Origin of the sequence: Mesorhizobium sp. IMUNJ 23232 (assembly GCF_044326205.1) — a bacterium.
In the GTDB taxonomy this organism is placed as follows: Bacteria; Pseudomonadota; Alphaproteobacteria; order Rhizobiales; family Rhizobiaceae; genus Kumtagia.
On sequence record NZ_JBIRCY010000029.1, the window covers coordinates 71,169 to 83,819 of the forward strand.

11 protein-coding genes are annotated in these 12,651 nt (G+C 63.2%); 7 read left to right on the forward strand and 4 right to left on the reverse strand.

Features of this window, described 5'->3' with window-relative positions:
• The first annotated feature begins 48 nt into the window (after positions 1–48).
• Positions 49–669, forward strand: a complete 621-nt coding sequence (locus ACH196_RS20885; RefSeq protein WP_396648858.1) for an isochorismatase family protein — start codon at positions 49–51, stop codon at positions 667–669.
• Positions 670–712: 43 nt separating this feature from the next.
• Positions 713–1,537, forward strand: a complete 825-nt coding sequence (locus ACH196_RS20890) for a S1/P1 nuclease (protein WP_396648859.1) — start codon at positions 713–715, stop codon at positions 1,535–1,537.
• A gap of 26 nt (positions 1,538–1,563) precedes the next feature.
• Here ACH196_RS20890 and mmsB read toward each other — a convergent pair whose 3' ends face one another.
• The 3 genes from mmsB to chvE form a co-directional block, all read right to left on the reverse strand.
• Complete coding sequence (gene mmsB, locus ACH196_RS20895) at positions 1,564–2,853, reverse strand: multiple monosaccharide ABC transporter permease (protein ID WP_396648860.1); 1,290 nt, start codon at positions 2,851–2,853, stop codon at positions 1,564–1,566.
• On the reverse strand, positions 2,850–4,382 hold the full coding sequence (gene mmsA / locus ACH196_RS20900) for a multiple monosaccharide ABC transporter ATP-binding protein (RefSeq protein WP_396648861.1): 1,533 nt from the start codon (positions 4,380–4,382) through the stop codon (positions 2,850–2,852). The genes mmsB and mmsA overlap by 4 nt, the downstream gene beginning before the upstream one ends.
• Before the next feature lie 196 nt (positions 4,383–4,578).
• Positions 4,579–5,592: a multiple monosaccharide ABC transporter substrate-binding protein gene (gene chvE, locus ACH196_RS20905; protein WP_396648883.1), complete on the reverse strand. Its 1,014-nt coding sequence runs from the start codon at positions 5,590–5,592 to the stop codon at positions 4,579–4,581.
• A 338-nt stretch (positions 5,593–5,930) separates the two neighbouring features.
• On the opposite strand from chvE, the gene ACH196_RS20910 reads away from it, so the two are divergent.
• The 5 genes from ACH196_RS20910 to ACH196_RS20930 all read left to right on the forward strand — a co-directional run bounded on the left by ACH196_RS20910 (position 5,931) and on the right by ACH196_RS20930 (position 11,710).
• Positions 5,931–6,932: a LysR family transcriptional regulator gene (locus tag ACH196_RS20910; protein WP_396648862.1), complete on the forward strand. Its 1,002-nt coding sequence runs from the start codon at positions 5,931–5,933 to the stop codon at positions 6,930–6,932.
• Positions 6,933–7,078: 146 nt separating this feature from the next.
• Positions 7,079–8,071 (forward strand): AraD1 family protein, encoded by a 993-nt coding sequence (gene araD1 / locus ACH196_RS20915; RefSeq protein ID WP_396648863.1) that lies wholly within the window; start codon positions 7,079–7,081, stop codon positions 8,069–8,071.
• A gap of 13 nt (positions 8,072–8,084) precedes the next feature.
• Entirely contained in the window at positions 8,085–9,014 is a 930-nt protein-coding gene (locus ACH196_RS20920) for a Gfo/Idh/MocA family protein (protein ID WP_396648864.1), read from the forward strand.
• Positions 9,015–9,083: 69 nt separating this feature from the next.
• On the forward strand, positions 9,084–10,862 hold the full coding sequence (locus ACH196_RS20925; RefSeq protein ID WP_396648884.1) for an IlvD/Edd family dehydratase: 1,779 nt from the start codon (positions 9,084–9,086) through the stop codon (positions 10,860–10,862).
• Positions 10,863–10,972: 110 nt separating this feature from the next.
• On the forward strand, positions 10,973–11,710 hold the full coding sequence (locus ACH196_RS20930; protein ID WP_396648865.1) for a FadR/GntR family transcriptional regulator: 738 nt from the start codon (positions 10,973–10,975) through the stop codon (positions 11,708–11,710).
• A gap of 3 nt (positions 11,711–11,713) precedes the next feature.
• On the opposite strand, the gene ACH196_RS20935 is transcribed toward ACH196_RS20930, so the two are convergent.
• Positions 11,714–12,592, reverse strand: coding sequence for a DMT family transporter (locus tag ACH196_RS20935; protein ID WP_396648866.1), 879 nt, complete (start codon positions 12,590–12,592; stop codon positions 11,714–11,716).
• Between the last annotated feature and the right edge of the window lie 59 nt (positions 12,593–12,651).

Sequence of the window (12,651 nt, forward strand, 5' to 3'; positions counted from 1 at the left end):
ATTTCCTGGGCCGTGATTTGTGGAAAACGCGAAAGGGGGGGAGGGACGATGAGTTCGGATGACACAGAAGTCTACGCCCGCCAGCAGTTCGGCGGCAGGACGGGTTTCGGCAAAGCCCCGGCGCTGCTCGTCATCGATTTCGTCAACGGTTTTCACGATCCGGAGATTCTCGGCGGCGGCAACATTGCCGAGGCGGTGATCACGACGCGCCCGCTACTCGACTTTTTTCGCTCGCGCGGCCTGCCGGTCGTCTTCACCCGTATCGTCTATGCGGAGGACGGATCGGATGCCAGCCTGTGGTCGGAAAAACTGCAGCGGCTGCAAACCCTCACGGAGCGCGCCTATGAGAGCCAGGTGGTCGACGCGCTGGCGCCGCGTCCCGGAGAGATCATCGTACGCAAGACGCAGGCCTCGGCCTTCTTCGGCACGCCGCTGGCGGCCAATCTGTTTCGTCGCGGCGTGGACACGCTGGTCGTCACTGGCTGCACCACCAGCGGCTGCGTGCGCGCCAGCGTCATCGATGCCATGAGCCTCAACTACCGCACGGTCGTTGCCACCGACTGCGTCGGCGACCGTGCACTGGGGCCGCATCACGCGAACCTGTTCGACATGGGCCAGAAATATTCCGACCTGCTCACCGCCGCCGAGATCATTGAGGCGCTTTCCTGATTTCGATCCGAGCCGACGGCTGTCCGGCCGGCTGATATCCGCCATGATCGGCGCTATCGTGACGGCGATGAAAGCAATCCTGTTCGCATTGCTGATCGTTGCGGGTGCTTCCAGCCAAGCGTTCGCGTGGGGACGTGCTGGCCATGCCATCGTCGCCGAGATCGCCGAGCGCCATCTGTCGCCGGAGTCGCGCGCCGAGGTCGACGCGCTGCTCGCCACGGAAGGCGCGAAAAGCATGGCGGACGTGTCGCTGTGGGCGGACCTGATCAAGGCGCTGCGCATTCCGGACCAGCCATCGCATGTGGTGCGCCTGCCGCTCGACCATTCCGGCTACGATGCCGCAACAGTCTGCAAGACCGGCCGCTGTATCGTTGCAGCGATCGACAGGTACACAGCAGTGCTGGCGGATCGTTCCAATCCGGCGACGGCTCGCGTCACCGCGCTCAAATATCTGATCCATCTCGTCGGCGACCTGCACCAGCCGCTGCACACCAGCGCCGATACGGGAGCAACGGCGGTGGTGCTCGACGGTTCGGTGACGAGGCTTCACGACGTCTGGGACGACGCGATCATCGAAAGCCGGGGAAAGGACTGGCAGACGCTGGCCGTCGCGGTCGAGGCGGATGCTATCGTGCCGGACACCAGTTCGACGCCAGCCGACTCGGCGTTGGAGGGCAGGGACATAGCCCGCGACACGATTTTCGCCGATCCGCGCCTCGAAACCCGCCGCCGCGACGTGCTGCCGTGGCTGCCGAAAACCTATCTCGACGACAACTGGCCGATCGTGCGCAAACGGCTGAAGCAGGGCGGATACCGGCTGGCCGCGCTGCTCAACCGCGCGTTGGACAAGGCACCCAAAGCAAACTGAACCACCGGCTTTGGGCTTCCTGCGCCTCAGCCCTTCTTCTTGTTGTAGACGTCGAAGACGACCGCGCCGAGCAGCACCAGGCCCTTCACCACCTGCTGCCAGTCGACATTGACGCCCATGATCGACATGCCGTTGTTCATCACGCCCATGATGAAGCCGCCGACCACAGCGCCGATGACCTGGCCGACGCCGCCCATCGCCGAGGCGCCGCCGATGAACACGGCGGCGATGACGTCGAGCTCGCTGCCGAGGCCGGCCGCGGGCACCGCCTGCCCAAGGCGCGCGGCGATGATCAGTCCGCCGAGCGCCGACAGCACGCCCATGTTGATGAACACATAAAGGGTCAGCCGCTCAATGTTTATGCCCGACAGTTGCGCGGCCTTGGCATTGCCGCCCAAGGCGTAGATGCGGCGGCCGATCGTCATCCGCTTGGTGACAAACATGAACAGCGCAATCAGCAATCCCATCACCACGAGCACGATGGGCAGGCCCCGATAGGTCGCGAACTGGTAGACGAGGAACAATACCAGGGCGCTGATCACCAGTGTCTTGGCGGTGTACAAGGCGAAGGGCTCGGCCTCATAGCCGTGGCTCTCGCGTGTGCGGCGCGCCTTGAGGCCGAAATAGATATAAGCCAGCACGCCGATGATGCCGATCACGATCGTCGTCATGTGGAGCGAAAGACCGCTGCCCACGATCGTCTTGCCGGCGGCATTTACGATCGGGGGGACGATCGTCCATGTGCCGATCAGGTCGGGAATGAAGCCCGAGCTCAACGCCTTGAAGCCATCGGGAAGCGGCCCGACCGACGAACCGCCGCCGAGCAGCGCCTGGCAGATGCCGCGGAAGATCAGCATGCCCGCGAGGGTGACGATAAAACTCGGAATGCGGTGATAGGCGATCCAATAGCCTTGTGCCGCACCGATGGCCGCGCCGACGATCAGGCAGACGATCGACACGACGAGCGGGTTGCTCAGGAAGCCGAGCGGCCAGATCACCATCATCATGGCCGCCAACGCGCCAATGAAGCCGGCGACCGAGCCGACGGAGAGATCGATATGGCCGGAGACGATCACCAGCAGCATGCCCAGCGCCATCACGATGATGAAGCTGTTCTGCTGCACCAGATTGCTGAGGTTCACCGGCTTGAACAGCGTGCCGTTGGTCGTGAACTGGAAGAAGATCATGATCGCGATCAGCGCCAGAATGAGGCCGTAGTCGCGAAGATTGGTGACGAGCGCCGAAACGGCAACGCGCGGCGGCTGCACCTCGGAAGCGACGCCGCTCTGGGGGGCGGGAGTGGTGTCCGTTGTCATGATGCTTTCCCTTCTCCCCGAACGATTGCGCGCATGATCTTTTCCTGGCTTGCTTCGCTGGCCGGCATTTCGCCGACGATGCGGCCTTCGTTCATGACATAGATGCGGTCGGTGATGCCGAGCAGTTCGGGCATCTCCGACGAGATGACGATGATCGCCTTACCTTCCGACGCGAGGCGGGCGATGATCGTATAGATCTCGTATTTGGCGCCGACGTCGATGCCGCGCGTCGGCTCGTCGAGGATCAGCAGTTCCGGGTTGGCGAACAGCCATTTGGAGAGGACGACCTTCTGCTGGTTACCGCCCGAAAGATTGCCAGTCATCTGATAGACGCTCGAGGCGCGGATGTTCGTCTTCTTGCGGTATTCGTTGGCGACGGCGAGCTCGCGCAGATCGTCGATCACCGCATTGGTCGAAACGCCGCCCAGATTGGCCAGCGTGACGTTGTGCTTGATGTGATCGATCAGATTGAGACCGTAGGTCTTGCGGTCCTCGGTGACGTAGGCGATCCCGTGCTCCACGGCCTTGCTGACCGTGGAGACGTCGATCGACTTGCCCTTGAGCAGCACCTCGCCGGTGATGCGGTGACCATAGGACCGGCCGAACAGGCTCATGGCGAATTCGGTGCGCCCGGCGCCCATCAGTCCGGCTATGCCGACCACTTCGCCCTTGCGCACATTGATGTCGATGCCCTTGATGACCTGCCGCTCGACATGGATCGGGTGGTACACCGACCAGTTCTTCACCTCGAATATCGTTTCGCCGATGTTCGGCTCGCGCGGCGGATAGCGGTCGTCGAGCGAGCGGCCGACCATCGAGGTGATGATACGGTCCTCGCTGATATCCTTCTTGGCGAGCGTCTCGATGGTCTGGCCGTCGCGGATCACGGTCACCTTGTCGGCGACCCGGTTGATCTCGTTGAGCTTGTGCGAGATGAGGATCGAGGTGATGCCCTGCCGCTTGAACTCGAGCAACAGGTCGAGCAACGCCTGGCTGTCCTTCTCCGAGAGGCTGGCGGTTGGCTCGTCCAGGATGAGCAACTTGACTTCCTTGCTCAGCGCCTTGGCGATTTCGACGAGCTGCTGCTTGCCCGTGCCGATGTTGGTGATCAGCGTGTTGGGGTCCTCGCTCAGCCCGACCTTCTTCAGCAGCGCGCGCGTGCGCGTCTCGTTGGCGTTCCAGTCGATGACGCCGTATGTCGCGTGCTCGTTGCCCAGAAAGATGTTCTCGGTGATCGAAAGCATCGGCACCAGCGCAAGTTCCTGGTGGATGATGACGATGCCCAGGCGTTCGCTGTCGTGGATGCCTTTGAAATGGCAATCCTGCCCGCGATAGACAATCGCGCCGTCATAGGTGCCTGTGGGATAGACGCCCGAAAGCACTTTCATCAATGTCGACTTGCCGGCGCCGTTCTCGCCGACCACCGCATGGATCTCGCCTTCCTCAACGTTGAGGTTGACGTTCGACAGCGCCTTCACGCCGGGGAACGTCTTGGTGATGTCGCGCATCTCCAAAATCGTCGAAGCCATCAGGAATACCACTCCTCCCAGCATCGAACCGGAAACGGGATCCGGCATCCGGACAGTTCCGATACTCGATCAAAATTCGAGATCGCCCCTCGTGCCGCCGGACTAGCGCACGGTCGTTGCAAACAATACCGGGGCCGCAGGCCAACGAAAAGGGGTTCCGCATATAGAGCGGAACCCCCAAGCCTGGCGACTGCGATTACTTGAGCTCGTCGGCCTTGATGTAGCCGGAGTCGACCACCAGCGCCTGGTAGTTCGACTTGTCGACATCATGCGGCGTCAGCAGGATCGAGGGGACGACCTTCACGTCGTTGTTGTAGGTCTTCTCGTCGAGGCCTTCCGGCTTGCCGCCCGACAGAACCTTGTCGACCAGCTCGACGGTTGCCTTGGCGAGTTCGCGGGTGTCCTTGAACACGGTCGAATACTGTTCGCCGGCGATGATCGCCTTGACCGAAGCGGTCTCGGCGTCCTGGCCGGTCACGATCGGCCAGGGCTGGTCGGCGGTGCCATAGCCGACGGCGCGCAGCGAAGCGATGATGCCGCGGGAAAGACCGTCATAGGGAGCAAGCACGCCGTCGACACGGCTGCCGTCCGAATAGTTGGCGGAGAGCAGGTTGTCCATGCGGGCCTGGGCGGTCGCAGCCAGCCAGCGCAGCGTGCCGACCTTGTCCATGCCGGTCTGGCCGGACTTGATCTTGATGGAGCCGTCGTCGATCAGCGGCTGCAGAACGCTCATGGCGCCGTCATAGAAGAAGAAGGCATTGTTGTCGTCCGGCGAGCCGCCGAACAGCTCGACGTTCCACGGCTTGGTGTCGGGGAAGCGCTCCTTGAGGCCCTTGACCAGCGAATTGGCCTGGATGACGCCGACGCCGAAATTGTCGAAGGTCGTGTAGTAGTCGACATTCGGGGTCTTCTTGATCAGGCGATCATAGGCGACGACGACGACACCGGCGTCGGCGGCCTTCTGCAGCGCGTCCGACAGGGTGGTGCCGTCGATCGAGGCGATGATCAGCGCCTTCGGGCCCTTGGTGATCTCGTTTTCCAACTGGCTGAGCTGGTTCGGAATGTCGTCCTGCGCATATTGCAGGTCGACGGTGTAGCCCAGGGCCTCGAGCTGCGACTTGACAGCGTCGCCGTCGTTGATCCAGCGCTGCGAGGTCTTGGTGGGCATCAGCACGCCGACGATGCCCTTGTCCTGCGCGAAGGCCGGCATGGACAGAGCGGAACAGGCGGCGAAGCCCGCTGCCGCGACGGCAAGAATGGTTCTTCTGGTGAAGTTCACGGTAATTTCTCCCTTTAGGATTTCCAGGCGCCTTGCGCGGTCGCCCGGTCACTGAGCCGGCCCTTACGGGCGTCATTGTTTTTCTGCTTATTCCTCCCGCCACTCGGGGAGCCCCGTGACACACGCAAACCCTCGCGCTGCCAAGGGAAAACCCGAGACAATCCGACCCTGTTCTCAAATCGATATAACTGTCAAATTAAAATTATGACGATCACTATAACAATTTCGGTATAAGGCTCGCTGCCGCAGCGGCAGGGAGGATTTTTGCGATGCCGGCCATACGAACCGATTTAGGTGCACCGGAAAGGGTCGAAAACCCCGGATTGGGCGCCGACGCGCTGCTGCGCAGCGGGCTGAAGCTGGCTCATATGCGCATGATTGTCGCGCTTGACGACCATGGTCAGGTCAGCGCCGCCGCGCAGGTGCTCGGCATGTCACAGCCGGCCGCCTCACGCATGATTTCTGAGATGGAAGGCATTTTGAAGGTGCCGCTCTGCGAGCGCCTGTCGCGTGGCGTCGGACTTACACCCTACGGGCAGGCGCTGGCGCGCCGGGCACGCGCCATCCTGCTGGAACTGCGCGAGGTCGACCGGGAAATCTCGGATCTCAGGCTCGGCAAGGGCGGCTCCGTCTTCGTCGGCGCCGTCACCGCGCCGGCGATCGAACTCGCCGTGCCGGCGATCCGCAAGATGCGCGAGAAGAACCCCCGCCTGGAGGTCAATATCCAGATCGACACCAGTGCGGTGCTGGCGCGCGAACTGCTCGCCTCGCGGCACGATTTCATCATCGCGCGCATCCCCGACGATCTTAATCCGCGCCTGTTCGAGAGCCGCGAGATCGGCGTCGAGCGGGCTTGCCTGATCGTGCGACGCGGCCATCCGCTGGCCGGGCGCGGCGTGGTGCCGGCCGAGCGGCTGGCGGACTATGATTGGGTGTTCCAGCCGGCGGGATCGTTGCTGCGGCGCACCATGGAGCGCATCCTGCTGTCGCGCAGCATCCCGCTGCCCGAGCGCGTGCTCAACACCGGCTCGCTGTTGCTGACCCTCGTCATGGTCGCGCAATCCGACGCGATCTCCCCTGTGTCAGTCGAGGTGGCGCGCTTCATCGGGGGTGAGCACGGCCTTGCCGGGGCGATCGATGTGCTGCCGACCGACTTCGACATCGACGTCCAGCCCTACAGCCTCATCAAGCTGCGCGACCGCGTACTGTCGCCGGCGGCAGCCGCGCTGCATCAGCATGTTCTGGACGAGATCGGCAAACAGCCGATGTGAAACCACCGCTTCTAGGTGGACACGCGGTTGGTGCTGATAGTCCTAAATGTCACGCTGCGTCACGCTATACAGTGCCAAAAAGTCGTACTATATGACTGTTGAATGGCGACCCCAGGGAGGAGCCGGCATTTTGCCGGTAAGCGACTATGGCATTAAGATTGGTTCAGCTCACCCACAATGGCGAACGGCGAGTCGCGGCGGTCGACGACAGCGGCGCGGCAAAACTGGTGGGCGGCGTGGCCTCGACCTACGATCTGGCGCAGCGCGCCATCGCCGATGGAAAGAGCCTTGACGCAACCGTGGCAGGGCTGCCGGCCGGGCCGGCGGTCGACCTTGCGGCGGCACTTGCCGAGGGCAGGGTGCTTGCCCCCATCGACCATCCCGATCCGTCACACCTGATGTTGGCCGGCACCGGCCTTACCCATCTCGGCTCGGCCGAAGGCCGCGACAAGATGCACAAGGCGGCGACTTCCGCCGAAAAACCGACCGATTCGATGCGTATGTTTTTGATGGGCGTCGAGGGCGGCAAGCCGAAGCCGGGCGAAGTCGGCGCGCAGCCCGAATGGTTCTTCAAGGGCGACGGCTCCAGCGTCATCGCGCCGGGCGCACCACTTGTCTCGCCTTCCTTCGCGGAGGACGGCGGCGAGGAACCGGAGATCGCCGCGATCTACGTCATCGGCCCGGACGGCACGCCGTTCCGTATCGGGTTTTCGCTCGGCAACGAGTTCTCCGACCACGTCACCGAGCGGCAGAACTATCTGTGGCTGGCGCATTCGAAGCTGCGCCCGGCCTCGATCGGCCCGGAACTGCTGACCGGCCCGCTGCCCGGCCATGTTGAGGGCTTTTCACGCATCCGGCGGGATGGAAAGGTGATCTGGGAAAAGCCGTTCCTGTCTGGCGAGGACAACATGTCCCATACGATCGCCAATCTCGAGCACCATCATTTCAAATATGATCTGTTCCGCCGTCCCGGCGACGTGCATGTGCATTTCTTCGGTACGGCGACACTGTCCTTCTCGGATGGCATCAAGCCGCAGGACGGCGATGTGTTCGAGATCGAGGCAAAACCTTTTTCGCTGCCGCTGCGCAACTCGCTCGCAACCGACAAGGAATCGGGTTTTTCGGTAAAGGCGCTGTAGAAGGAGTTTTCCCATGGCTCCCATCCGCATCGCCATCGTCGGCGTCGGCAAGATCGCGCGCGACCAGCATGTGCCTTCGATCCGGGGCAACCGCGATTTCGAACTGGTCGCCACCGCCAGCCGTCATGGCACGATCGAGGGAGTATCAAGCTTTCCCGACATCGAATCGCTGCTGGAAGGCGTCGAGAACCTTGATGCGGTCGCGCTGTGCATGCCGCCCGGTCCGCGCCATTCGGCGGCCGTCAAGGCTCTTGCCGCCGGAAAGCATGTGCTTCTGGAAAAGCCGCCCGGCGCCACCGTTTCCGAACTCGATGACCTGATTGCTTCGGCGAAGGCTGAAAAGGTCTCGCTGTTCGCCACCTGGCATTCGCGTCATGCCGCCGGCGTTGCCAAGGCGAAAGCCTGGCTCGCCAACCGTACTGTCCGTTCGCTGAGAGTCGACTGGAAGGAAGACGTGCGCAAATGGCATCCCGGCCAGGCCTGGATCTGGGAGCCGGGCGGTTTCGGCGTGTTCGATCCCGGCATCAATGCGCTGTCGATCGTCACTGAAATCCTGCCGATGCCGATCTTCCTCACTTCGGCGACGCTGCTCTTTCCAAAAAACCGCGCCCAGCCGATCGCCGCCGACCTCGTCTTCGCCGACAGCGCCGGAGAAGACCGCGCCAGCGCCATTTTTGACTGGCGCCAGACCGGCCCACAGACCTGGGACATCCGTGTCATCACCGATGATGGCGAGCTGCTGCTGCAATCCGGCGGAGCCAAGCTGTTCATCAAGGGCGAACTGGTCGTTGACGAGGGCGATGTCGAATATGCCGACATCTACCGGCATTTCGCGGAACTGATCGCCGCTGGCGCAAGCGATGTCGACCTCCGCCCGCTGCGCCATGTCGCCGACGCCTTCATGGTCGGCCGGCATGCATTCACCGATCCCTTCGAAGACTGAAGAAACTGTCAGGCAGGAAGCAAGCAGATGAGCAAGCCAGGAAACGGAGCCCACCACCCGAACGGAAAGATGACGCGCCGCTCCCAGGCGTGGTTCGACAATCCGGGCAACCCCGACATGACCGCGCTCTATCTGGAGCGCTACATGAACTACGGCATCAGCCAGGAGGAGTTCCAGTCGGGCCGGCCGATCATCGGCATTGCCCAGACCGGATCCGACCTGTCGCCCTGCAACCGCCACCATCTCGATCTCGCCAAGCGCGTTCGCGAAGGCATCCGCGAGGCGGGCGGCATCGCGTTCGAGTTCCCCGTCCATCCGATCCAGGAAACCGGCAAGCGCCCGACCGCAGCCCTCGACCGCAATCTCGCCTATCTCGGCCTCGTCGAGGTGCTGTACGGCTATCCGCTTGACGGCGTCGTGCTCACCATCGGCTGCGACAAGACCACGCCGGCCTGCCTGATGGCGGCTGCCACCGTCAACATTCCGGCAATCGCGCTTTCGGTCGGCCCGATGCTCAACGGCTGGTTCCGCGGCGAGCGCACCGGTTCCGGCACCATCGTCTGGAAGGCACGCGAGATGATGGCTGCCGGCGAGATCGACTATGCCGGATTCGTCGCGCTGGTCGCGTCGTCGGCGCCGTCGACCGGCTACTGCAACACCATGGGCACGGCGACGACGATGAATTCGCTGGCCGAGGCACTGGGCATGCAGTTGCCCGGCTCGGCCGCTATCCCGGCGCCGCACCGCGACCGCCAGGAAATGGCCTATCTCACCGGAAAGCGTGCCGTCGAGATGGTCAATGAGGACCTGAAACCCTCCGACATCCTCACCCGCGAGGCCTTCATCAACGCCATCCGCGTGAATTCGGCGATCGGCGGCTCCACCAATGCGCCGATCCATCTCAACGGCCTCGCCCGCCATGTCGGCGTCGAACTGACGATCGACGACTGGCAGACCTATGGGGAAGAAATCCCGCTGCTGGTCAATCTCCAGCCGGCCGGCGAATATCTCGGCGAGGACTATCATCATGCCGGCGGCGTGCCGGCCGTGGTCAACCAGTTGATGCGCCAGGGCCTGATCGAGGAAGGCGCCATGACCGTCAACGGCAAGACGATGGGCGAGAATTGCCGCAACGCCAAGATCGAGGACGAGAAGGTGATCCGTCCGATCGACCGGCCGCTGCGTGAACATGCGGGCTTCCGCGTGCTGCGCGGTAATCTGTTCAACTCGGCGATCATGAAGCTCAGCGTCATTTCGCAGGAGTTTCGCGACCGCTATCTCTCGAACCCGAAGGACCCCAATGCCTTCGAGGGGCCGGCCGTGGTGTTCGACGGCCCGGAGGACTATCACGCGCGCATCGACAATCCCGACCTCGGCATCGACGAGACATCCGTGCTGTTCATGCGCGGCGTCGGGCCGATCGGCTATCCGGGTGCTGCGGAAGTCGTCAATATGCGCGCACCCGACTATCTCTTGAAGCGGGGCATCCACTCGCTGCCCTGCATCGGTGACGGCCGCCAGTCGGGCACGTCGGGTTCGCCGTCGATCCTCAATGCGTCTCCGGAAGCGGCGGCCGGCGGTGGTCTCGCCATATTGAAGACCGGCGACCGCGTTCGCATCGACCTCGGAAAGGGCACGGCGAACATCCTCGTCTCCGCCGAGGAGCTTGAGCGCCGCCGCGCGGAGTTGGAGGCCAATGGCGGCTACAAGTATCCGCCCCACCAGTCGCCGTGGCAGGAGATCCAGCGTTCGATGGTCGGCCAGATGGAGACCGGCGCGGTGCTCGAACCGGCGGTGAAATACCAGCGCATCGCCCAGACGATGGGGATTCCGAGGGACAACCACTGAGAGGCTGATGTCAGGAACACTCTTCGCATGAGGGGTGTTCCTGGGTTGTTTGGGTGCAACAGCCAATTGTCGAGATAGACGAGATATCTGGAGGCTTACGAAATCCAACGATGGGTCTGCTCCAGACGGTGATCTCCGGCCAGAAGCTGCGCACAAATCACGCGCACATCGTCGATTCGCTCGGCCGCGACATCGTCTCGGGCTCCATTCCAAGCGGCGAGATACTTCCCGGCGACAGCGAACTCATGGCCCGCTTCGGCGTGTCGCGCACCGTGTTGCGGGAGGCGCTGAAGACGCTGGCCGCCAAGGGCCTGATCGTGCCGCGCGCCCGCATCGGCACGCGGGTGACCAGCCGCGAAAGCTGGAGCCTGTTCGATCCCGACATTCTTAACTGGCATTTCGAGGCCGGCATCGACGAGGCATTTCTCGTGCATCTCAGCGAGATTCGCCTGGCCTTCGAGCCCTATGCGGCGGGCCTTGCCGCCGAACGCGCGACGAAAGACGACGTCGTGATGCTGCAGCAGCTTGCCGACACGATGGGCGAGACGAACCATAGCGCCGAAAGCCACGCCATGGCCGATTTGCGGTTCCACCTCGCGGTGGCCGAAGCGTCGCGCAACCCGTTCATGCGTTCGGTCGGCAGCCTGATCGAGGCGGCGCTCGTCGGCGTCTTCAAGCTGTCGTCGCCCAGCGCCGATCTTCGCGAAATCCAGAATGCGCAGATCACGCATCGCCGCATTGTCGACGCCATCCGCCGCCGCGACGTCGAGGAGGCGAGGGCGGCGATGGAAGCGGTGATCATCAACGGCGTAGAGCGGGTGCGGCTGGCCCTGCGGGCGGCCAACTGAACCTCAAGGCACCTCAACCGGCTCAACCACTCGCCGCCGCGCGGCGAGGTTGATCAGATTGCCGGCAAGGATCAGCACGGTCCCGAGCACGGTGAACATGTCGACCCCTTCCGAATAGGCGAAATAGCCGAGCGCCGCAGTGGCCGGCACGCGCAGGAAATCCATTGGCGTCACCACCGTGGCGTCGGCATGCGACAGGGCCTGCGCCATGCAGTAGTGCGCATACGAGCCGCCGAAGGCGATCACCACGATCCACGGCCACACATCGGCGCTCGGCGTCCGCCACACGAGAACCGCTGGCACGAGGCCGATCACCGACTGGATCACCAGCATCCAGAAGATGATCCTGACCACCGATTCGGTACGGGTCAGCGATTTTGTCATTGTCATCGAGACGCCGAAAGCGACGGCCGCGCCCAGCACGATCATGTGGCCTGCATCGAAGCTGCCGACGCCCGGCCGCACGATGACCACGACGCCGATCAGGCCAAGCGCCACCGCGATGGTTTTAGGCGCGGTCATCCGTTCGCCGAGGAACGCCATGGCGAGCAACGCCGTCCAGATGGGCGTGGTGAATTCGATGGCGACAAGCTGGGCGAGCGGGATCATCGTCAACGCAACCAGCCAGGAGAACTGGCCGGTATAGTGGGCGATGTTGCGGCCGATATGCTGCAGCGGCCGCTTCGTTGCCATCGCCGGGAAACCACCGGCCAGATGTACCAGCGGATAGAGCATGATGAGCCCGATCAGCGAGCGCATCTCCATCACCTGGAACACGTCGAGCTCTCTCGTCGTCTCGCGGCCGGCCCATGTCATCAGGATCATGCAGCCAAGCGAGCATCCCATCCAGAATGCCGCCTTGAGGTTCGATTGCGTCGCCATGCGGGGCGTTTCGCAACTATCCGGGCATCGCGCAACCGCTAAGGCGGGGCAAAGGCTGG